Source organism: Saccharibacter sp. 17.LH.SD (assembly GCF_009834805.1).
Lineage (GTDB): Bacteria > Pseudomonadota > Alphaproteobacteria > Acetobacterales > Acetobacteraceae > Saccharibacter.
The window spans coordinates 20229-42258 of the sequence record NZ_WVHO01000011.1; the positions used below are offsets into that span (position 1 = coordinate 20229).

21 protein-coding genes are annotated in these 22030 nt (G+C 50.0%); 12 read left to right on the forward strand and 9 right to left on the reverse strand.

From position 1 onward, the window contains the following. The first annotated feature begins 24 nt into the window (after positions 1–24). Positions 25–1506, forward strand: coding sequence for an L-aspartate oxidase (locus GS501_RS06860; RefSeq protein WP_160831139.1), 1482 nt, complete (start codon positions 25–27; stop codon positions 1504–1506). A 4-nt stretch (positions 1507–1510) separates the two neighbouring features. Beyond that, positions 1511–2374 carry a carboxylating nicotinate-nucleotide diphosphorylase gene (gene nadC, locus GS501_RS06865; protein WP_160831140.1) on the forward strand — a complete coding sequence of 288 codons (864 nt, stop codon included), beginning with the start codon at positions 1511–1513 and terminating at the stop codon, positions 2372–2374. Between the two features lie 2 nt (positions 2375–2376). Here nadC and gloB read toward each other — a convergent pair whose 3' ends face one another. Beyond that, positions 2377–3087, reverse strand: coding sequence for a hydroxyacylglutathione hydrolase (gene gloB, locus GS501_RS06870; RefSeq protein WP_202405347.1), 711 nt, complete (start codon positions 3085–3087; stop codon positions 2377–2379). Positions 3088–3186: 99 nt separating this feature from the next. Here gloB and GS501_RS06875 point away from each other — a divergent pair, with 99 nt between their 5' ends. After that, the gene (locus tag GS501_RS06875; RefSeq protein WP_160831141.1) at positions 3187–3864 is read left to right on the forward strand and encodes a phosphatidylserine decarboxylase; all 678 of its coding nucleotides are present in this window, start codon (positions 3187–3189) and stop codon (positions 3862–3864) included. A gap of 10 nt (positions 3865–3874) precedes the next feature. Beyond that, positions 3875–4753, forward strand: a complete 879-nt coding sequence (locus tag GS501_RS06880; RefSeq protein ID WP_160831142.1) for a phosphatidylcholine/phosphatidylserine synthase — start codon at positions 3875–3877, stop codon at positions 4751–4753. On the opposite strand, the gene GS501_RS06885 is transcribed toward GS501_RS06880, so the two are convergent. From GS501_RS06885 to GS501_RS06920, 8 genes are read right to left on the reverse strand one after another with little or no spacing between them, the layout of a single operon-like run. Continuing rightward, entirely contained in the window at positions 4723–5196 is a 474-nt protein-coding gene (locus tag GS501_RS06885; protein WP_160831143.1) for a hypothetical protein, read from the reverse strand. The genes GS501_RS06880 and GS501_RS06885 overlap by 31 nt on opposite strands. Then, the gene (locus GS501_RS06890; RefSeq protein WP_202405348.1) at positions 5193–6635 is read right to left on the reverse strand and encodes a hypothetical protein; all 1443 of its coding nucleotides are present in this window, start codon (positions 6633–6635) and stop codon (positions 5193–5195) included. The genes GS501_RS06885 and GS501_RS06890 overlap by 4 nt, the downstream gene beginning before the upstream one ends. Further along, the gene (locus tag GS501_RS06895; RefSeq protein ID WP_160831145.1) at positions 6632–7807 is read right to left on the reverse strand and encodes a hypothetical protein; all 1176 of its coding nucleotides are present in this window, start codon (positions 7805–7807) and stop codon (positions 6632–6634) included. Before GS501_RS06895 ends, GS501_RS06890 begins: the two co-directional genes overlap by 4 nt. Then, positions 7804–8340 (reverse strand): hypothetical protein, encoded by a 537-nt coding sequence (locus GS501_RS06900; protein WP_160831146.1) that lies wholly within the window; start codon positions 8338–8340, stop codon positions 7804–7806. The genes GS501_RS06895 and GS501_RS06900 overlap by 4 nt, the downstream gene beginning before the upstream one ends. After that, a complete protein-coding gene (locus GS501_RS06905; protein WP_160831147.1) occupies positions 8337–9209 on the reverse strand; it encodes a hypothetical protein in 873 nt (290 codons plus the stop codon). Before GS501_RS06905 ends, GS501_RS06900 begins: the two co-directional genes overlap by 4 nt. Next, entirely contained in the window at positions 9206–10540 is a 1335-nt protein-coding gene (locus tag GS501_RS06910) for a hypothetical protein (RefSeq protein WP_160831148.1), read from the reverse strand. Before GS501_RS06910 ends, GS501_RS06905 begins: the two co-directional genes overlap by 4 nt. Before the next feature lie 8 nt (positions 10541–10548). Continuing rightward, positions 10549–11055, reverse strand: coding sequence for a DNA polymerase III subunit chi (locus GS501_RS06915; protein ID WP_160831149.1), 507 nt, complete (start codon positions 11053–11055; stop codon positions 10549–10551). A 24-nt stretch (positions 11056–11079) separates the two neighbouring features. Continuing rightward, entirely contained in the window at positions 11080–12588 is a 1509-nt protein-coding gene (locus tag GS501_RS06920) for a leucyl aminopeptidase (protein ID WP_160831150.1), read from the reverse strand. 137 nt (positions 12589–12725) lie between these two features. On the opposite strand from GS501_RS06920, the gene GS501_RS06925 reads away from it, so the two are divergent. From GS501_RS06925 to rsmA, 8 genes are all read left to right on the forward strand, one after another. Beyond that, on the forward strand, positions 12726–13538 hold the full coding sequence (locus GS501_RS06925; protein WP_160831151.1) for a 3'(2'),5'-bisphosphate nucleotidase CysQ: 813 nt from the start codon (positions 12726–12728) through the stop codon (positions 13536–13538). After that, a complete protein-coding gene (locus GS501_RS06930) occupies positions 13535–14560 on the forward strand; it encodes an L-threonylcarbamoyladenylate synthase (RefSeq protein WP_160831152.1) in 1026 nt (341 codons plus the stop codon). Before GS501_RS06925 ends, GS501_RS06930 begins: the two co-directional genes overlap by 4 nt. A 12-nt stretch (positions 14561–14572) precedes the next feature. Then, complete coding sequence (locus GS501_RS06935; protein WP_160831153.1) at positions 14573–15067, forward strand: hypothetical protein; 495 nt, start codon at positions 14573–14575, stop codon at positions 15065–15067. 86 nt (positions 15068–15153) lie between these two features. Next, complete coding sequence (lptF, locus tag GS501_RS06940) at positions 15154–16305, forward strand: LPS export ABC transporter permease LptF (protein WP_160831154.1); 1152 nt, start codon at positions 15154–15156, stop codon at positions 16303–16305. Then, positions 16302–17441: an LptF/LptG family permease gene (locus GS501_RS06945; RefSeq protein ID WP_160831155.1), complete on the forward strand. Its 1140-nt coding sequence runs from the start codon at positions 16302–16304 to the stop codon at positions 17439–17441. The genes lptF and GS501_RS06945 overlap by 4 nt, the downstream gene beginning before the upstream one ends. After that, a complete protein-coding gene (locus GS501_RS06950) occupies positions 17441–19777 on the forward strand; it encodes an LPS-assembly protein LptD (protein WP_160831436.1) in 2337 nt (778 codons plus the stop codon). The genes GS501_RS06945 and GS501_RS06950 overlap by 1 nt, the downstream gene beginning before the upstream one ends. 4 nt (positions 19778–19781) lie before the next feature. Further along, positions 19782–21146 carry a peptidylprolyl isomerase gene (locus tag GS501_RS06955; RefSeq protein WP_160831437.1) on the forward strand — a complete coding sequence of 455 codons (1365 nt, stop codon included), beginning with the start codon at positions 19782–19784 and terminating at the stop codon, positions 21144–21146. Continuing rightward, positions 21143–22000, forward strand: a complete 858-nt coding sequence (gene rsmA, locus GS501_RS06960; RefSeq protein WP_160831156.1) for a 16S rRNA (adenine(1518)-N(6)/adenine(1519)-N(6))-dimethyltransferase RsmA — start codon at positions 21143–21145, stop codon at positions 21998–22000. Before GS501_RS06955 ends, rsmA begins: the two co-directional genes overlap by 4 nt. The last annotated feature ends 30 nt before the right edge of the window (positions 22001–22030 follow it).

Below are 22030 nucleotides of genomic sequence, written 5' to 3' on the forward strand. Positions count from 1 at the left end.
TTTCCCTCTCACCTAGGCACCTCCATGACTGATTCTCTTCTTTCTCGTTATGCTGGATGGCCTATTATCATCGGTTCTGGGTTGGGTGGTTTATCTGTAGCCCTTCACCTCAATCGCCCCTGCCTCCTCATTGCGCCTTCTCCAAGTCCACACGAAAATCGCTCAACAGCACTTGCACAAGGCGGTATGGCTGCCGCCATTTCTCCTGATGACAGCCCTGAATCTCACGCAAACGACACGATTCAGGCTGGTGCAGGACTATGCGATGAGTCGATTGTACGAGCCATTACCCAAGCAGGGCCACATGCTGTTGAAACACTGCTAAAATGGGATGTTCCACTTGCACGTGATCCCAAAACAGGTTCGTTAGCCTTACATCTTGAAGCCGCCCACAGTCACCCGCGTGTTGTCTATGCAGGCGGGGATCAGAGCGGCGCTTTTATTACACGTGCACTCTCACATAGAGTTGAACAACAGTCTGATATTCACAAGCTGTCTGGCCATCATCTTGTAAGTTTCCACGTAGAAGACGGGCTCCTTCGTGGTGTCTGGACCAGTGCAGGCTATATCCCAACATCATGCTGCGTTCTGGCGACAGGTAGTTGTGGTGGCCTATATCGTCATACGACCATTCCTCTTACGAATAGAGGCGTTGGGATTGCGTTAGCGGCACATGCTGGAGCACGACTAGCCGACATGGAATTTACTCAGTTCCATCCGACCGCGCTCAAAGGACCAGAAACACACAATCGTCTTTCTTTGATTAGCGAAGCTGTTCGCGGTGCAGGCGCAACCCTTGTCCTCGACACGCATGAACGCTTCACTGAGGAACTCGCCCCTCGGGACATTGTTAGCCGTGCAATCGCTGCCAAACTTAAAGAAGGCCATAATGTTTTTTTGGATGGCCGCGCATTAAAAAATGGCACATTCAGCGAGCGCTTCCCCAGCATTACAGCAGCATGTCACATAATCGGAATAGACCCTGATACACAGCTCATCCCTGTACGGCCTGCGATGCATTATCATATGGGCGGAATCGCTGTAGACCAGAACGGTCGAAGCTCAATACCTGGTCTGTGGGCCTGCGGAGAAGTGGCCTGCACCGGCCTTCATGGGGCTAACCGCCTTGCAAGCAACTCCCTTCTTGAAGCACTGATCTGCGGAGAATGGGTTGCTAAGGATATTGCCGCTTACTCTCCGCCGCCTTCTGTATGCACTCTCCCCAAACATCGACCAACGTTCCTTTCCACAGAATGGACATTACAAGAGGACATGGAGAAGGGAGCTGGTATTCTTCGCAACAAAGACGGCCTCACCCATTTATTGGAGAAGACACTTCCGCTTGCTTCCCATAATGCCTGCGCGCTTACGACCTCTTTTATCGCATGGGCCGCTCTCAAGCGTCACGAATCCCGCGGCGGGCATTATCGCGATGATGCCCCGCAATCCGACACACCCCAACGCTCTAGCTTGAGCTTGGTCGATCTTCCACTCAACATAAAGTAACCTTATGCACTCTACTCTTTTCCTACCCGATCTTCTTTGGGAACCCGTCGTGACCACGGCCCTTCGTGAAGATTTTGGCACAGGAGGGGATGTGACAACACAAGCTCTCCTCGGACAGGCAACCACACTGCAAGCCTCTTTCCGTGCTCGACAGCACGGTGTTGTCGCGGGCCTTCCTGGTGCTCGCCTGACATTTGAAAAGCTTGACCCATCTCTTCATTTCCACGCCTATAAGCACGATGGTGATACCATCGCCCCGGGTGATATCTTAGCAACCGTTAAGGGAGATGCTGCTGCGCTTCTTGGCGGTGAGCGCGTGGCTCTAAATATTCTATCTCATCTCAGCGGTATTGCGACAACAACAGCCACAATCGTAAACCGTGTTAAGGGAACAGGTGTACAAATCTGCTGCACGCGAAAAACTCTTCCTGGCTTGCGCGCTCTCCAGAAATACGCTGTCCGCGCAGGAGGCGGAAGCAACCACCGCCACCGTTTAGATGACGCCATCATGCTCAAAGATAATCACATCGCGCTTCTGGGAGGCAATTTGACGGATGCCCTCAAAGCAGCACGCCAGAGAGCCGGCCATTTGATGAAAATTGAACTCGAGGTAGATTCTCTTGAACAGCTGGAAACCGCTCTGTCTGCGGGAGGTGCTGATGCCTATCTTCTCGACAATATGGACCCAGAAACGCTACGCCGTGCCGTCAAAATGATCAACGGACGCGCCATTACCGAAGCTTCTGGAGGGATCACCCCTGATAATGCCCGTTCCAAAGCTGAAACAGGCGTCGATGTCCTCTCCCTTGGCTGGCTGACCCACAGCGTGACAGCCCTTGATATCGGGCTTGATATCATCGCGGGGTGAAACTACCCCCTAAAATGATCCTTTAATTGGCGAAGACGGGCAAATTCTTGGCTGTCTTTTGCCTGAAGGAACGGATTGGTTTTCCGCTCAATACCCAACGTTACAGGTAACGTCGGTAGACCCTTTGCACGCAAAGCCGTTACCTCATCTCTACGCTTACGAAAAGCCTCTGTCTCTATACCCAGTGAGGCAATAAAGGCCATGTTGCTTGCTGTATATTCATGCCCAGCGCAAACAAGTGTCTCATCTGACAGTGAATCATAGGCTCGTAAGCTGCGATAAAGCTCTTCCGCCGTTCCTTCAAGCAATCGTCCAGAGCCGCCACTAAATAAAACATCACCGCAAAACAGCGCCGGCACTTCAGGAAGAACATATGAAAGATGCCCCACAGCATGACCTGGACTCGCCAATACATGAATCGCTATTCCGGCAACAGTCAGTGTTTCACCGCCTTGTAAAATATGGTCCAATGTCGCGTAAGCATTGGATGGACCATAAACAGCGGCCCCATAACGTTCACGTAAGGCATTCGCACCGGCAATATGATCAGCATGATGATGAGTCAGGAAAATCGCCTCGATTGGATTATCATTCACCACCGCCTCAACGGGAGCGGCCTCACCAGGATCAATCAAAATCCCTCGCCCGTCAGAACTCCTGACAAACCACGTATAATTATCTTTTAAAACAGGGATAGGCTGAATATTAATCATTATGAATCATCCCTCATACGACACACTTTGTTATATTCTCGTATGATCGGCGTGTGTCAAATGCTTGACCCACACCGCTGGTAACGTAAGAGTAGGTTTATGTCACTTATTCAATCTTTCAAACTTGTCCTCTCTCCTCCACATCGTGCCGCTTACCCGTTTTTGGGCATAGGTCTACTCACCGGTATCATCGGTCGATCCACCCGTTGGCGTTTGACGCGTGCTGTTGGTACTGCTGGTTTCGCCTTTACCGGATTTTGCCTCTATTTCTTTCGCAACCCCAAACGGGTATCTCCAGACACTGATCAGCTAGTCCTCGCCAGTGCTGACGGACGTATCACCTCCATTTCCCAGGTCGTGCCTCCATCCGCACTCGAGATGGGAAATGAACCTGTTTGGCGTGTTTCAACATTTCTTTCTGTCCTTGATGTTCATGTAAATCGTATGCCCGTCAGCGGCACAGTCACTAAAATTGCTTACCATCCTGGCCGTTTTCTTAATGCGAGCCTCGACAAAGCCTCTGAACATAATGAACGCAATGAACTCCGCGTAACACTTGGTGATGGTCGACAAGTTGGCGTTGTCCAGATTGCTGGTTTTATTGCCCGCCGTATCCTGTGCGATGTCAAAGAAGATGAATATTTGCAAGCAGGAGATCGATTTGGCCTTATACGTTTTGGCTCACGTACAGATGTCTATCTCCCTCCTGGCATCACGCCCTTGGTCAAAGAAGGACAGACCATGATTGGAGGCGAAACCGTTCTGGCAAAATTGTAAGGCCCATTTAATGATTAATCCTACTTCTTCTAAACCGCTTATGAAACGCCGGCGACGACGACAGCGTGTCCGCGGGCTGTCATTCAACCGGCTCGTCCCCAATATTCTAACCATGATCGGCCTTTGTGCCGGACTCAATGCAATTAAATTTGCTCTCGTGGGACGTTTTTCACATGCTGCTATTGCCCTGCTTGTCGCAGCATGTATGGACGGCCTTGATGGTCGCATCGCACGAATGCTGCATGGAACATCACGCTTTGGCGCCGAATTTGATAGTTTATCCGACTTCGTTTGTTTTGGCGTAGCCCCGCCTTTTGTCTTAATGATGTGGGCATTACCTCCAACCACAAGTCGTTTTTCGTTCGTGCCATTCATTATGTTCACGGTTTGCATGGCACTACGCCTTGCCCGCTTTAATGCCACCCTCGACGACGAGAGCAAGCCAGAATACGCAGCCAATTTCTTTAGTGGTGTGCCCGCCCCAGCAGGAGCTGGTTTAGCACTTTTCCCTGTCTTCGTAGGGTTAGAGGCTGAACGGAATGGCCTCCATGATATCAGCCGGTTAGCGCACACGTCATGGCTATCAGCCTTATGCCTCATCGGTACGGCCTTATTGTTAGTATCGACACTTCCAATCTGGTCTTTTAAGAATTTTAAGGTTCCCTCACGCTACATTTTGCCACTGCTTCTCGGCACCGGGCTTTATGTCGCTGTATTAGTCGCTGAACCGTGGGGCGCACTTGCTGCAGCAGGCTTATTTTATCTTATCATGATCCCGCTTTCACGCCGCTCTTATTGGCGATTAAGACGTGAAGCTGAAGCGCCTCGTGAAGAGATCAATGAAGAAAATAAAGCAGATCAGCCTTCCGCTAAAGCGAGCAACGCCTGAAAAATTTCATGTGGAGAGGGTGGGCACCCAGGTATAGAACGATATACCTGGATAAGCCCTTCAACCCCTCCCAACGTTGCGTAATCAGCCTTAAAAGGCCCACCATTCTGGGCGCAGGCCCCAATGGCGACCAAAGACTTCCGTTGTGGCATTGCATTCCATGCTTCAGCCAGTGCTCCGATACGACTGCGCGTTACCGCCCCTGTGACGAGCAACCAATCCGCCTCTTCCGGCGCTTTGACAATTTGGAAGCCACTGCCTTCTAATGGGATTGTGCTCCCATTTAGGGCAGAAATCTCCATAGCACATCCCTCACAGCTCCCCGTCTCTATCGGATAAAGACGAATGATCGAACCGGCTCGATTTTTTACAGATGCAGGACGCCATCGATACGCATCCATTAAAGCCAACAGTAATGTTGATGGGCCAGAACGCACCGTCACAAGACAACTCCTGCAGGAGAAATGCCTAACGAGGCTAACGCCAATGGGATATCATCAGGTTGATGCCCTCGCATAATACCCTCCAACACACACAATACTGGCTGCGTAGGGTCTCTTACTTGTAGATTTTCTATTTTCCCATGTAAGAGTTTTACCCAATACCAAATGTCTCCGCGGGCACCTTCGGCTACGCCCAATCCTTCCCCTGTCATAGGAATGGTCTGAGCCTCATCCTCTATCCCTAAGCTCGCTATGATACGTTGGATAAGATATAGAGAATCCCGTATCTCCAACAAACGCTGTCCATTTCGCGCAAGAGCACACCCTTCATGACGGCCTGATGCACGCAAAGCATCAAGACGCATACCAACATCCATTGAGCGCATATCAATATAGCGTCCGCTTGCACGACCCGTAACCCCACCGATAGCATATCCCCATACATGCTCAGGTGACAGAATGGCGATGCCTTCCATCCGAGACGAGAAAAGACGGTTCAAACCTGTTAAACGTGGAAGTAACGGCTGCATAGTCTCCGTCACAGCCTGTGCAAATGGAACTATTTCTGAAACCTTACTTCCTTCATCCCAAAAACGGACCGTATCCGTTAAGCGACGTGAAACACCATATTGACTGCATAACTGCGCCAAGACTTCACGTGCATGGTCACAATGCGTTGCCAAAAGGTCAGCCTTTACACAACGGGCAACCAAACCGATATCAAACAAATGAAGGCTAATGCGTTCAACTTCCAAAAGAATAAAACGTATATCACGCTCCTGCGGCAAGGGCACCTTCGCTTGCGCTTGTTCAACGGCCCGCACAAATGCCAAAGGATGTGCAACAAACCCCCCTGCACTGACACGGCTAATCAGTGGCAACGCTTCTTGAGGAGACAATCCCTTCACTTGAGATAGAATACCCCGATGCCCACTCGCAATGTGTACGTCCAGCTTTGTTATAAGCCCCTTTGACACGTTATACGTCAGGTCAAGCAAGCCGGGCACAGCCAGGCACGCAGCTTTCAGTTCGTACCCTTCTTCGCGTTCGTCATGGACTTTCCCTTGAACAGGAATCGGCTCACGCGCCATGGGCCATGTTAGAGTCCAACTGCCATTATCCAGAGCAGAGCGATCATCCAACGCGAAAAGAGGCTCAACACCCCACAAATCACGCGCCATACGTTCTCCCCACTGAGCGGCTAGGAAACGCATTGAAGGGGCATAATAGCGGCGCTTTTCCACTGGGACGCTCAACAAAAAAGGGAGTTCATCTTCCAATAAAAGCATTGTCGCATAGTCTTCATCAGCCCATGAGGCGATGAGCGACACCGTTTTATCAGCATGTTGCAATACCCCCTGCCATATCTGATTATCCACCCGATAATGCGACAATCCAACACGTTCACCATGCTGCATGATGGCAGATAATAAACTCATGGATGCCACTCTGGCAGAATATTTTGGCCGGACAAACAAACCCCCACGACAGCCACAACCATCAGTAAAGCAACAAGCACTTGCGTATACCTACCTTGCTTTCCCCGGTACAGCGCACTCCCCTCACGCATTGGGACAAGCCTCAAACCCCTTATCCCTAAGGCAATGCAAAGCAACAAAATCCCCAAGACAACAATGGAAAGCACATGCCCTAATTGTAACAACACAACCCCAATAACTGGCAATACAGCCCTCTCAGGCAACGTATTATATTCATCATTTTTGAGAGAAACACCTAAGCGAAGACTTGTACTCAGCAACGCCGCAGCTTGTAGAAGTAATAAAATAATCTCTTGTTCTGTTGCCGCCGCTAAAGCGCCTAACCCTGTTAAGCAAGGCAAAAGAGGAAATACATGCCCTCGACCAACCATCGTTACAAACAAAGCCAACAACCCAGCAACCATCATTAAATGACGAGCCAATGGATAAAAGGCCAAATGAAGCATTAATGTTAGAGCCGCAAAACGTAAGCCAACATCAAGCAAATCAAGTTCTGGGGCGGCCGTCGCAGCACTCCCCAAGCCTGCCATCATACCAACGCCAACAACAGAAAGAATAATACCTAATGTCTGAGCTGATTCTGGCGTCACAACCGCAGCCCCACCATGCAATAAGGTGGCCCCTAACCCGCCAAGAACGACCCCACAAAGGCGAAGACGCGCCATGACCCAAGCCGGCATTGCTCGCCTCGTTGCGCGACCATCCCACCATGCAAGAAGTACAGACCCTGCCCCAACAGCAATTGTTACTGCCAAAGTTGAGCGAAAAAGAAACCCCATAAAAGAGCAACCAACCACCAAAAAAGGTAGCCGCTCTCCTATTCCCCCGCCTAAACGCCCAATGCTAGAATCATGAAAAAAAAGCTGCATAAACAGTAGAAATGGAACGAAGGATTCTAACCCAAGGGCAACCATTTCGGCTGGTTCCAACCCTTGAGCACACCCAATAAGCGCTAAAAAACTTAACCCAAGCCCTATATATGAAAATTCCTGAGCGTGCCCCACGCGTCCCGATATCCACAACAACCATGCGACTAAAAAAGGCCAGCAAAAGATTGCAAACGAAATAGGCGATGCAAATAAACCCGGTGGGATCATAGGATGAGGTGTCATTGATCCTCCACACGCCGCCACGCTAACCGTGGCAACAATGTAGCTCCTAACACCGCAAGAACCCCCCACAGAGCCACAGCCATCACAAGAAGCCCCCATGACGACAGCACACACGCCATGACCAACAAGCCATCAACCGCCATTAACAACCCACAAAACTGCGACAATGGAACGCCATAGGCTGCGGAACATAAACCTGCCAAAACAAGCCCCACACCCAATGTTGGCACTAATCCAAGGCTTGCACCTGATAACGCCAACACAAGCTGCATGAGCAATATCGCAAGTACTGGGGCCGTTGCTTTCATCATCGAAAGGCGCTCAGCATGAGAGGAAACAGCAAACCCTCTCAGACCGAGCCATGCGAGCATGTTAAAGACTAACAAAGCCACAACAGCGACGACAATAAGAACGCCCCCACCCAACGAAGCCGATGTAAAGGCACAAATAACCCCGTAGACAGGGAGCCAACGCCCATCGCGCCCTAATGTTAATAAAACCATGACGAGCGCGAGTGAAAAACCAACGGTCATGTCGCGAACCTTCCTGCGAGAGCGATCAAAAAGCCCAACCCGATCAATAAAGCAATCAGTCGCACATGCCGCTCTACACCGATTAAACGTAACAGAACCGTTACAAACAAAGCACAGGCTAGCCGAATGACCAACTCCACGATGCTCGCCCATCCATCGCTATCGCTGAGAACGGGGAACAGCAAATCCGCAACGAGCAATAACCATCCCATTTGCAAGAAACGTACCAAAACACGCCGGCAATCCCGCCCATCACGCGTAGGAACATAACGGTAGCTCATCATAAGTTCTGTTAATTCAGACACTGTTGGCAACGGAGACGACACAGCCAGCGCCAACGCACAGCAAATGCTTGCACCAGCCAATCCTGATCCTGGAAGCAAACGCAGCACAGTATGGATACCCGAAAGCCCATATACCCCTGGTGCCGCTAGGACAAGAAGGGCCTCTGCCATACAGAGTGGGACGATAGCTCCAACATAGCGTCCTAAAAAAAACGCTGGCATTAAGCAAAAGCCACCCCAAAGAAGTATTCCTCCAACCAGAAGAATATCTCCCAACGGGCCAGGAAAGAGCATCATATCCCCTAAGCCTGGAATAACAACACAGCCAGGGAGCGCAATAAAAACAATCATCGCCAGTGAGAAAGACACTCCTTCTGCTGGCGGAAGGCCCTGCCTCATGACATGACGAAAAAATGATATGAACTGTCGATAAATCTGTCCAAGACGAGGAACAGTCCGCCCTGAGAGCAGGACAGGAGACACCTCAAGAGCCCATGTAAAGAACGGTGTAAGAAGACATAAAATGACGAGCTGGCAAAAACTCACCGCTCCTTCTTGAAGAACTTCTATCACCTGATGGCTCATGCCGTTAGCCCTATGATAGCGAGAACACTGCCAAGGAATAGGAGCCAGAACGCTAATCCGACTTCAGAAAGTGGCGCATTAAAACGACGAACATCCCCCGCCAGTACGTCCCAATAACCGCGCCCTCCTACCATCCAGCGGCGCCATTGCCACATGAGATGAGGCCTCTCTCCCGCAAACCATAGTCCCCAGCTTTGTTTTTCAGACAACGGAACCGAAGCCGCTATGAAAATATCGCCCAACACGCGGCGTGACGATCGCCGCGTCGACAAAAACCAAAAAAAACACAACAGAACCCACAACACAGGATACGCAACAACAGCACCGTCACCTCCTGGGAAAAACCACAAGATTGCCCCAAGAGATTGCCTATCAAACGTAGCTCCAAATTGTTTCAACACAGCCCAGCTTGCTAAAAATACCAGAGACGGCAAGACCACAGCACTCACGATAAAAATTTTGCTTTTCACAGGTTCTCGTAATGCTGGAATCAGCCGAACACCTTCCACCACAGAAAGACCAACCAAGATCAACGCGAGTCCAACCCCTGCAATCGTCCAGCCTGGTGTTCCTGTTGCCATACCCAAAGCAGCATGCATCCCAAGCCACATCACTAAAAAGCCTGGAAGAGGTGGAATAGGTAAACTTAAAGACCGCCATGAAGGCCGCAACGTACCAATCACCTGCAATGTAAGATCAAGCACCAAAGCCCGAACCGCCGCTTGGGCGCTTTCGTCCAATCCTTCCTGTTGTGCTGCTTCAATAATGCCAAGGAGTAAGAGCGGCCTCAGCGTTAAAATAACACTTAAGAGTGCCCCCCAACCTTTAATATAGGCCCATATCCCCAGAAGAAGCATAACGCTTCCTGAACCGAGTATCCATGTTACCGGGTGGCTCGGCATAACATGTGACGCAAGGCCAAGTGCTAAAATGACACCGACACATCGCTGATAAGGTGATATTTCCCTCCCCTGCCCTGGCCACAACAAAACCGGCAGAATAAGAACCGTACCCCCGGTTGTTGGAAAAAGCCCGTATAGTACAAGAGCAGGAACGCCCCAAAAAGGCAAAAAGACATCCCCCGCCTTGCCGCCCAAAAGCACCATCATCACGGCAAGCGACAAAGCAATGACACCCGTCTGCCCAACGATGAGCGCTACCAAAGCCACAAGAAGGGCTATGATACGATGCCATTCCTCATAACGAAGGGAAAAAGCACGCCCTTCACCCCACAACACTCTTTTTACGCCTAGCGGTTCGTAGCACTCACCCCACAAAAGGCACAGCAACAACCCCGCTAAAAATAGGGTTAAAGGATCACCATGAAACACGCTGCTGCTTATCCTGCCCGTCGCCAACCACGGGCTTCTTGTTTCCAGTAGGTCATTAAACAACCAGCCTTTTTCATAGCCCGCCAACGCACCCGCGCCTGCTCCACCATGTGTTCATCACGACCATCAAACAAATCAAAAACACGCACGAAAGAGGTCATGACATCATCTCCCGCACCATTAATGCGGAATAAAAATTGCGCCTGATTAGGCACGTCACTCTCGGCGGTTAACCAAATAGGCTGTCTCTCGGCTTTCCCTGTGGCGGCACATCCATGCGGCAACCAAATGGGAGAACGGCACGCCCACAGAACTTTATCAAGATGCGCTACCATAGCGTCATCCGAGCAACGGACAACCGCTCTTTCTCGCGCATCGAGTGTTTTTCCGAGCAAAGCTGGAAGAGCTTCGTCCAAAGAAGTGCGTGTCAGATGGTAGAACCCCACCTGAACACGCTTTTCTGCCAGAGAATCCTCGGCACCATCATCCCCTCTGTCGTGAGTCTCTGCCGCCATAAGATCCTCTGTCGTAACTCCATCTCAGTTTTGTGTCTCGTGATCCTGCACAAAGCGATCAAGAAGCTGTACACCAAACCCTGTTGCGCCCCGACGCGCTAGAGCTGACTCTTTATCAAGCCACGCTGTTCCGGCGATATCCAAATGAGCCCATGGCGTATCACCGACAAAACGCTTCAAGAATTCGGCCGCTAGAATAGCACTCCCCGGGCGCCCGCCAATGTTCTTAACATCAGCAATATCAGAATCAAGCTGGCGGTTATAAGCAGACCCCATTGGCATGCGCCACAATTTCTCACCCACTTCTTTACCAGCATCCTCAAGGGCTTGAGCTAACCGATCATGATTACTAAACAACCCCGCATGCTCCGCACCCAGCGCAACAACGATAGCACCGGTTAGAGTGGCCAAATTAATCATAAAAGACGGCGCATAAGTCTTCCGCGTATAAGCCAGCAAATCAGCCAAAACCAGACGCCCTTCCGCATCCGTGTTCAATACTTCAATAGTCTGACCACTATAGCTCTTGACGATATCCCCAGGACGTTGGGCCTTACCGGAGACCATATTCTCCACCAGCCCGACAACCCCCACAGCATTCACTTCTGCTTTGCGACGCGCCAAGGTGCTCATAACGCCGACAACAGTCGCAGCACCACCCATATCATTTTTCATCTCATCCATTCCAGCGGCGGGCTTAATCGAAATACCACCGGAATCAAACGTGACCCCCTTACCAACAAAGGCAAGTGGCGCCTCTTGCGCAGAGGCAGCTCCTTGGTAACGCATAATGACTGTATAAGGCTCGCGCTCACTTCCTTGAGCCACACCGAGCAGAGCACCAAACCCCAATGCCTCCATTTGGGTTTGATCCAAAACCTCTATCTCCAGACCAAGGTCACGCAGCGCTTCAATACGGTTTTTAAAACTCTCTGGATAAAGGACGTTAGACGGTTCATTAACGAGATCACGCGTTAACAGGACACCATCTCCCACGGCCTCCAATTCAGCCCAGCGTGACAAGGCTGTTTCAACCTCTTCTTCTGTCGACAGCGCGATGCTCAGAGTATCGAATACGCCCGGTTTTTGCTTTTCTGATAAATATTTCGTGAAATGATAGCTTGTTAACCGTGCGCCAAGGGCCACATCCGCGGCATGCGCTGCCATTCCCTCGGGGAGAACAATCACGCCTTGAGTGCCTGCAAGAGATGATTTCTCTAAAGCACGCAGCGCAGCTCCTCCTACCTCTTCCATGAGGTATGATTCGCTCAGATTAAATTCATTCGTGGTTTTGCAGCCGATCAACTGCACCTGAGCAATTTGTTCAACAGGAGCAAGGACACTCAGATTCTGTCCATAACTTCCTTTGAAACCTCGCAACGTCACGGCACGCAAAAGTGCGCCGCCTGTTATCTCATCAAGGCGCTTGAACGCCGCCATTTTTGTCGCATCCTCGCCAAAGCAAAGGAGCGCTACCGACAATGGCGTATTGACGTCAGACGGAGAAAAAACATCAAAGGAAAGCTGGAGCATGAAATATCCGGGATAAATAAAGAAAACCCTCAGACACACATAATCACCGTGTATCTACCTCTATCTTATCGGCAGAGGAGGGCTTTCAGACAAGAGGGCAAGTGACGAATGTTGTGCAATCAGTTAAAGTTAACGCCATGAGCGTTTCTTCTAACATACCATACGATAACCGTGCGTTGCTGGCCCTAGCCGTTGAGGTTGTTGCTGAGGCAGCAGAAATCGTCAGATCTATCCGACATAAAGGTTTTGAAACGGCTATAAAAGCCGACTCCTCTCCGGTGACCGAAGCTGATCAAGCTTCAGAGAAGCATATTCTTCAACGACTCCGGAAAGCCTGTCCAGATATTGCAGCAATAGCCGAAGAAGAAAATGCTGCTGGAGTCCAAATCCAACCTGGTGACACCTATTGGCTTATTGACCCTCTTGATGGAACAAAAGGTTTCGCTAAAGGTGGCGATGATTTTGCAATTAATATCGGCTTAATTCACAATCATAGACCTGTTCTTGGAGCCGTCGCTCTTCCGGCTTTTTTTCAAATTTATGGCGGCGGAAAAGGGCTGGGTGCATTTCGCCGAGACCCCGATGGGCAACATATCATTCATACATCCCCGCCTCCATCTGACGGATTACGCGTTCTCGCCTCATCCCATCACGGCTCTGAAGTTCTTTTGCAACGCTGGCTTTCAGGCCGTTCGATCCGCTCTATTCAACGTATGGGGTCTGCCGCGAAACTCGTCCGTGTTGCGGAAGGAAATGCTGATTTTTACCCACGCTTTGGCCCCACAATGGAATGGGATACGGCTGCACCTCATGCCATTTTAGAGGAGGCTGGGGGTTGCCTCTACGATGAGAATGGGCATGTCATGCGTTACGGGAAAAAAGGATGGAAAAATCCGCCTTTTTACTGCACGGGATACATTGAAACAGAAAAGCTAAACACGCCTTCATGACACTCCAATCCTTTTCACTACCTTCTGCCACCGAGCGACTCACCGTTAGCTATGACGGTATACGCCGCGCAGCTGAGATTATCTGCCACGGTGGGGTCGTCGCCTTTGGCACAGAGACCGTTTATGGCCTCGGAGCATTATCAACATCACGTAAGGCCGTTGCCCGCATCTTTGATATCAAAGGACGCCCTTCATTCAATCCGCTTATTAACCACTTCGCAACACCAGACCGTGCTTTCGCAGAAGTAACGCTCGATATTCCTCTTCGCGAGCAGGCCCTTGCTCTCGCAGAACGTTTTTGGCCAGGCCCCCTTACACTTGTGCTGCCACGCCATGAAGGCAGTCGCATCTGTGATACGGCATCAGCTGCTCTTCCAAGCCTCGCCTTACGTGTGCCCCAAGGACGAGCAATACAAGAAATGCTTCGTCTCATCGACGCACCCGTGGCCGCTCCTTCTGCTAATCGTTCTGGTCTTATCAGCCCCTCAACTGCTTCCCATGTTTTAAGTGGTCTTGATGGAAAGATTGATGCCATCCTCGATACCGGCCCAAGTGCTGTTGGTGTGGAAAGTACAGTCGTTGATCTCTCTGGAGCGCGCCCTCTTCTCCTACGCCCTGGCGGCATAACGCGTGAAGCCTTAGAAGAAATATGTGGTCCAGTTGATACACAAACGTCGGACAATCATCAGCCCCGCTCGCCGGGGCAGTTATCATCCCATTACGCCCCTCACCTACCCCTCCGCCTTAATGCTGATCATATAAAGGCTAGTGAGGCTCTGTTGGCTTTCGGGCATATTCCAGGAGCTCTACGTCACAGCCCACTCATATGGAATTTGAGTGAAAACGAAGATCTCGCTGAGGCCGCTGCGCGTCTCTTCGCAGGCCTTCATTTTCTGGACTATGAGGGAAAGCGTCGGAATTTATCTGGAATCGCTGCAATGCCACTTCCATCGCATGGTATGGGATTAGCTCTTCTCGACAGATTGCGCCGCGCCGCAGCGCCTCGCCCGCATCAGAATTAAAAAGGTCGCTTCATGGATCATCCCCTCTCTACAGAAGACCAAGAAGAGACACGCCTTCTCGCGAATGTTTTAGCTCTTATCTTGGATGAAGAAGCTGGCCAGGCTGGGGTTGCCCTTGAATCCTTACGACAACAAGCACGCAATCGAAAAATCAGCGGCGAAACACTCAAGACGTTATTCAAAACCCTTGTTGAGCAAGAACGAAAAGCGCGCACTTCCCCGGAAGCATTTCAGGATGAGCTCAGACAAGAACTCCATGAACAGCAAAACGCTTTAGAAGCACTGACCACACGCCATCGCCAACTTCAGAGGGACTATACTTCTCTGCAAGAAGAGAACACTCTTTTACGCCAAAATAATGCCCATCACCGTAAACAGATACCTTTTCGCCGGATGGCTCTTATCCTTACATTTCTACTTGGCTCAGTCATTGGTATCGCTATCACCCAACTTGTACATACGTTTGTAGACCCTCCTAGAATCAACCCTGCACTGTGCCTCCATTAATGGTGCCCCGAAGAACTTACCCATTGAGGCACGCGGTAACACTTCTCCGTCTTTTTCCTTTCCCTTCTAACACGTAGATTTGGCACATGCCTGGCCCTTCCCTTCCGCGATCACTCCCCCTGTTAGATCGATATATTCTCCGTTATCTTTTTCTGATGCTTGCCGCTCTTACTGGCGGTGCCGTTGCGTTGATCTGGCTGACACAGTCTTTACATTTTATCTCCATGGTTGTGGAGCACGGGCTATCACTCAGTGCTTTTCTTCATCTCACATCCTTGATGGTGCCAAATTTCGTCAGCATCATTCTCCCCATCAGTACTTTTCTCGTGATTCTCTTTGTCTATCAAAAGCTGGAAGGCGATCGAGAATTAACCGTCATGCAGGCTGCGGGCTTTTCGCCCTTTAGACTGGCACGGCCGGGCCTTATATGCGCTTTTCTAGCAACCGGATTATGCTACTTCCTCAGCTTATGGGGAGCGCCTGCCTCGTATCATGCTTTTCACCGTTATGAATTTGAAATTCGCAACCGTGTCGCAGCCTTCCTCCTTGAGGAAGGAGTCTTTACGCCCATCTCAAGCACAATGACGATTTATGTCCGCCAACGTGAAACGGATACTGTTTTTGATGGAATTTTAATCCAAGACAATCGCGTTCCAGCTCATCCCACCACTATTTTAGCAGAACGTGCTGCTATACTTCCCCATAATAATGCAATTCAACTTGTCCTTTATAATGGCTCACGACAAGAAATTGATTCACGCAATGGTCAGCTAAGTATGCTTAATTTTTCGCATGACATGATTGAACTTGGCCCCTCACATACCGCTCAGAAACTCGATGAAGACGCTGCTGAACTGTCACTTCATACTCTTTTTTCTCCACCGGCCGATCTTCCAGCACGCTATCGTGGCAAATTACTTGCAGAAGGATGGCAACGTCTTACCTCTCCTCTATCCACTCTTTCCTATGCTATGATCGGGCTTATTTGTGTCCTGCGGGGGCGTTTCTCCCGACACGGTTCCATTATCCGCCCTTTTTGCGCCATTTTATGTGTCGTCGGCCTTCTAACCCTCTCTCTTATGCTTAAAGGCATGGTCGCACGCTCGCCTGTCTTTATAATCTTCCTATGGGGGGAGTTTTTGCTCCCTATTATCGTAGGGTTATCGCTTTTAACCTATGATCAATATCGTGGTCATGCTCATGAAATTGCTGTTCGCAGTCAGGAACAACGTTCATGATTCGCTCTGCACAAACAGCATGGCGTTATTTCCCATGGATATTAGGCCGTTATTTTGCCACACGTTTTACGCTTACAACCATAGCAACCATTCTTGCTCTTACCGGGCTTATCTCTCTTTTTGATTTTATTGACCTCCTCAGACGTGCAAGTTCGCATCCCGAGGTCAACCTCACGTCTATTTTCTTTATCGCTGGGCTCCATACCCCATATTATATCATCTACGTTTTGCCTTTTGGCATATTACTGGGAGGAATCGTCTGCTTTGCGCGCCTCTCACGTTCTTCCGAGCTTATCGTTGCCCGCGCGACTGGACTCTCAGCATGGCAGTTTCTTACAACCTCTATCGGTTGCGCGGTCCTCATGGGGGGATTCGTCTCAACCTGTCTTTCCCCTCTTTCATCTATGATGTATCGACACGCTGAAATCTTGGATGAAACCTTACTTCGTGGTGGGGAGGGCCCAATGACACTTCGTCATGGCTCTCTTTGGCTGAAACAAAGCGATACAGGCCTAACGCCATCTGGTGAAGCCGTTCTTCATATCAACAACCTACACCTCGAACATGACCACCTCTATGTCAGTGGTATCAGTATTTTTCGCCTCGATTCGCACGCTCATTTTTTAGCTCGGATTGAAGCCCCTCAAGGTGAATTATTCCATCAGCGATGGTTTTTTCCTCACGCCATGCAACTCTTACCAGCCCACCCTCCACAAAATATTAATAATTTTTCTCTCCCGTCGGAATTAACCGTTGAACGAATTCGCAGCAGATCAGCCCCTCCAGACACATTATCTTTTTGGGCTTTACCCAAATTTATCAATCTTTTAGGAAAATCAGGTTTTCCAACCATTCAATACCGGCTTCACCTACAGGCCTTGCTGGCATTACCTATTTTAGCGGGTACGATGGCCCTTATCTCCGCTGGTTTCTCAATGAGACCAACACGTCGTGGCGGAGTAACTCGCTTGTTAGGCGCTGGCATCACAGCAGGTTTTGTTCTATTCACGGTATCAAAAGTTGCAGAACAACTTGGCAAGTCAGGAGCTCTCCCCCCGCTCCTTGCTTCTTGGGCGCCAGCAGGGGCGGGATTGTGTTTAGCTGCAACGCTGTTGTTGCACATGGAGGATGGTTAATGCCTTTGCTGAGAGACTTTCCATTTTTATCTGGAAAGCCCCTTTCGTTTCTGGGGCTTGCCTTAGGCACCTCGGCGCTCGGCTTTTGGGACCCTGCTTTTGCATCCACCGCCACAAGCGAAAATAAGCCATTTCTCCCATCAGGCAGCTTTATTTCACCACCTACTCAGAGCTCCTCCTCACAAGAGCCTCTCACTTATCTCGCTGACCATGAAAGCTATGATAAAACTGGCCTCCTTATCTGGACGGGAAATGTGCGCGTTTGGCAGGGCGATCAAGCCATGCGGGCCGACGAAATTACCTACGACCGTGCCTCTGGCGTCATGCAGGCGCGTGGCCATGTTGCCATGGTCCAAGCTGATGGCAGTACTACGTATGCAGACCATGTCGAACTCGCTCATGGCATGAAAGATGGCATCGGTACAGCCATCTATATGCGTATGCAGCAAAATGCTAAGCTGGCCAGCACCGGTATGCGCCGAACAAATGGTACGGTAACTGATTTTTCAAATGCCGTTTATACGGCCTGTGAAATTTGCGTAAAACACCCCGACTCTTTCCCTTTCTGGCAGTTCCAAGCTTATGGAGCAGCACAAGACCGTGAACACCAGAATATCGAATTTAACCATGCCTGGCTGAAAATTCTTGGGGTACCTGTCTTCTACTTCCCCTATTTCGCGGTAACAGATCCCACGGTTAAGCGACATAGTGGATTTCTGATGCTGAACATCAACCCCCATGACCGATATCTTGGAACTTATTTCACACTCCCTTATTACTGGGTCATTGATGATCAACAGGATATTACCTTTCGTCCTTTGATCTCATCGAAGACAGGCCCTCAGCTGTCCGCCCAATATCGCCGTCGGTTTAACTTCGGCAAGCTGCGTATCACAGCGGGCATTGCCGATGATACGCGTCGTAATTCGCCTTACTACAACGCTTTTAACCAGCTCTCCAATGGTGGAAAAGAGCATGGTGCACAGGGCTATGTCTTTGCGAATGGTGAATTCAACCTCGACCGCCATTGGCGCACCGGCTTCAACTTCAACTACGCCAGTGCCGCTAACTATATGCGCGACTACCGTCTGCCTGGGTATGGGTCCGATGCCCTTTCCTCGAATGCCTATTTAGAAGGCTTCGGAATTGGTTCTCACGTCATGCTTGACTTGGAAGGCTACCAGGGCCTCAACCGAGGTATCATTAAGAACTCTGACCTTCCTTTCGCTCTTCCACGGTTCAGTTATGATTTCCAAGGAGAGCCTGATGCTCTTGGTGGCCGGTTAACGGTCCATAGCACAGATTTTTATGTCTATCGCAAAACAGGGGTAAACGATCAACGCGGTGAGCTTGCACTTCAATGGGATCGACCCTTCCAAAATAGTTGGGGACAACAATGGCTTTTTACAGCGCGCCTCGATTCAATGCTGTATCACGCCACACGTTTGAACCAGCAACCAATCTATAGTTCAGCCCGGTCGCATACGAGTGGCCAAGTTCAACCCACTGTTTCTTTAAAAATGAACTGGCCATTCCTGCGCACCTTTAATAAAGGCCGCGGCAGTCAACTATTTGAACCTATTGTTCAAGTTATTGCAGCCCCTAACACCGGTGGTGCTGCGGACCGTGACCTACCCAACGAAGATAGCTTCGCTTACGAATTTAGTGATACAACTCTCTTTGCACTCAATCGCTATATGGGCACAGACCGCCTTGATGGTGGACTCCGTGGAAATGTCGGTATCCACCAAAACTGGACATGGAATGGTCATTCCGTTGACATGCTTGTTGGAGAAAGCTTCCAAGAACACATCACTCGTAATCGCCCTGCCTATTCAGGGCTCGATCACCATGTATCTGATCCTATCGGGCGTATTACCGTCACGCCTACGCAATATCTCGATGTTACAGCACGTGGCCGCTATAACCCCTGGCGTAAAAAGTTCGACTATGGAGAAGCCCTTTTCAGCGTGGGGGTGCCTCAGCTTCGTTTCACAGGTGGTTATGTTTATGAACCTGTAACGCCCTACTACTATAATTACACAAACTACCGCGCTTACGGAGTAAATACCCCTTATTCAACAGAAATAAGTGAACTGAGCGGTAGCGTCTCTGCGCGCTGGCGCGACTATCATCTTTCAGCATATGCACGTCGCAGTATTTCCCGTAAGCAGTTTGTTGCAACCGGTGGTGATATTGGTTACTCCAATGATTGCTTTGGAATAGACGTTATTTATATTCGTCAATACACATATATCGGTGGACAACGCCGTAATTCTACCGTTTTACTTAACTTCTCCTTTAAAACCCTCGGCAATTTCGGGATCAATGGCTGACCATATGTCTTTATCTTCACGCCTTTCCCTGCTGTCTCTGGCGGCTTGTTCCTCGCTTTTTCTCGCGTCCATTTCACATTGTCATGCAACAGCCAAACCTGCGGCAGACGATGTGATTTCTTCATCAGACGTCGGGGCGTCAGACGAAAAAGATCAGATTATCGCGGTCATTAATGGCCAAATCCTCACGCAGCACGATGTTGAGGATCGAGCACGATTGTTTGTAAGGTCCACTGGTCTTCCAATCAGCCCTTCTGTCATGCAGCGTATGCGTGTGCAAATTATTCATCAGCTCATTAATGAGCGCCTTAAGATGCAAGAAATCCTTAGGCGCCATATTAACATTGAGCCGGAACAAATTGCTCAAGCGATTAGCAATATTGAGGCCCGCAACGGGATGCCACCTAATGCGTTGCGTAATCGTTTAAAAGCGGACGGTGTTTCTCTCACAACGCTTATTGACCAAATCCGCGTTCAGCTTGGCTGGATGCAGGTCCTTCGTGAGGAGCTTGGGCCACGAAGTCGTGTTACCCCTGAACAAATCACGCAGCGTGAGAATGCATTACAAGCGGAAGCTGGCCGTCCTCAATACATGATGAGCCAGATTTTTGTTCCGGTTGCAGATCCCCGTCATGATGAAGCTGAGCTAGCCTTTACCCAGACGATTATTAAACAATTGCGTGATGGTGCCCCCTTCCCCATCGTTGCGGCTCAGTTTTCACAAGATCAATCAGCTCTTGAAGGGGGATCTCGTGGCTGGGTTCAAGAAGACAGTCTGGAACCAGAAGTTTTAGCGATTGTCCGTCAAATGCCAATTGGCGCGATTTCTAACCCGATTAAAGTTCCCGGAGGGTTTGTCATTGCGACGGTTCACGCGCGTCGAACAGTTGGCAAACAACTCGGGACAATTGTCAGCCTTCGTCAGGCGTTCTTCCCTTTTACATCTCCACTAAACCCAGCAGATCCAACAGACCAACAAAAATTAACCCTGCAAAGAGCAACCAGCGCCGCTCAATCTTTACATGGCTGTGACGCTATAGAAGCTCTGAATCGATCCCTAGGCGATAAGCGGCCTAGCAATCCTGGGCTTCAAATCATGGAACATCTTGCTCCACAAATGAAATCTATCGTTGAAAAGCTGCCGATTGGCCGGTCCTCTCACCCTCTCATTGCGACTGATGGGATCGCTCTTCTGATGGTATGCTCAAAAGAGCAACGTAACCTTGCGCAACAATCTCCTGGCCAAATTGCCGATCAGCTCATGAATGAACGCGTTGAGCAAGCATCCCAACAGCTCCAACGGGCTCTTCAGCGCCATGCCGTTATTCAAATGCGCCCAGCAGCTAAGACGGTACTCTCACACGGATGACATCAAAGCATTTTTCTCAAAGTGAGCTCCCCCCGCTGCGTGAGAGTATCCACAAGCATGGCCTCGATGCACGGAAGTCCCTTGGTCAACATTTCCTCCTAGATCCATCAATTTGCCAACGTATTGCAGAACTTGGTGGGTCATTAAATGGAAGGCATATTATCGAAGTTGGCCCAGGGCCTGGTGGGTTGACGCGCGCACTCCTGGCCTCTCAAGCCTCTTCCATCCATGCTATCGAGCTTGATGAGCGAGCATTACCCCTTTTAGAAGAACTGCGGGCGCACGATCCTGAACGTCTGACCATCATTCAGCATGATGCGCTTCAGATTGATGCCACCTCATTGGCTTCAGAACCACGTCAAATTATCGCTAATTTACCCTATAATGTCGCTACACCACTTCTCGTAAATTGGTTACGACAAGGCCGGGCTTGGGAACGTTTGGTTCTCATGTTCCAAAAAGAGGTTGCAGAGCGTGTCTGCGCACCACCCGACTCTTCATCCTATGGACGCCTCGCCGTCCTAGCACAATGGTGTGCTGACTGTTCAATTGGCATGTCTCTGCCCCCGGGAGCGTTCTTCCCACCCCCCAAAGTACACTCAGCCGTTGTTGTACTCCGTCCCTACCCACAACAACCTTCCGCAAAGTTGTTTAAGGCCATGGAACAGGTTACAGCCGCAGCCTTTGGTCAAAGACGTAAAATGCTCCGCACCGCCTTAAAAGCTATTGGTGGCTTAGAGCTTCTAGAAAAAGCGGAGATCCTTCCAACACGCCGTGCTGAAACTTTATCCATTGAAGAGTTCGATCGCCTCGCACGCACTTACTTAACATCCCAAACGAAAGTCGGTGCTTAAAACAAGCGCCGACTTTCACCTTCATTTTCT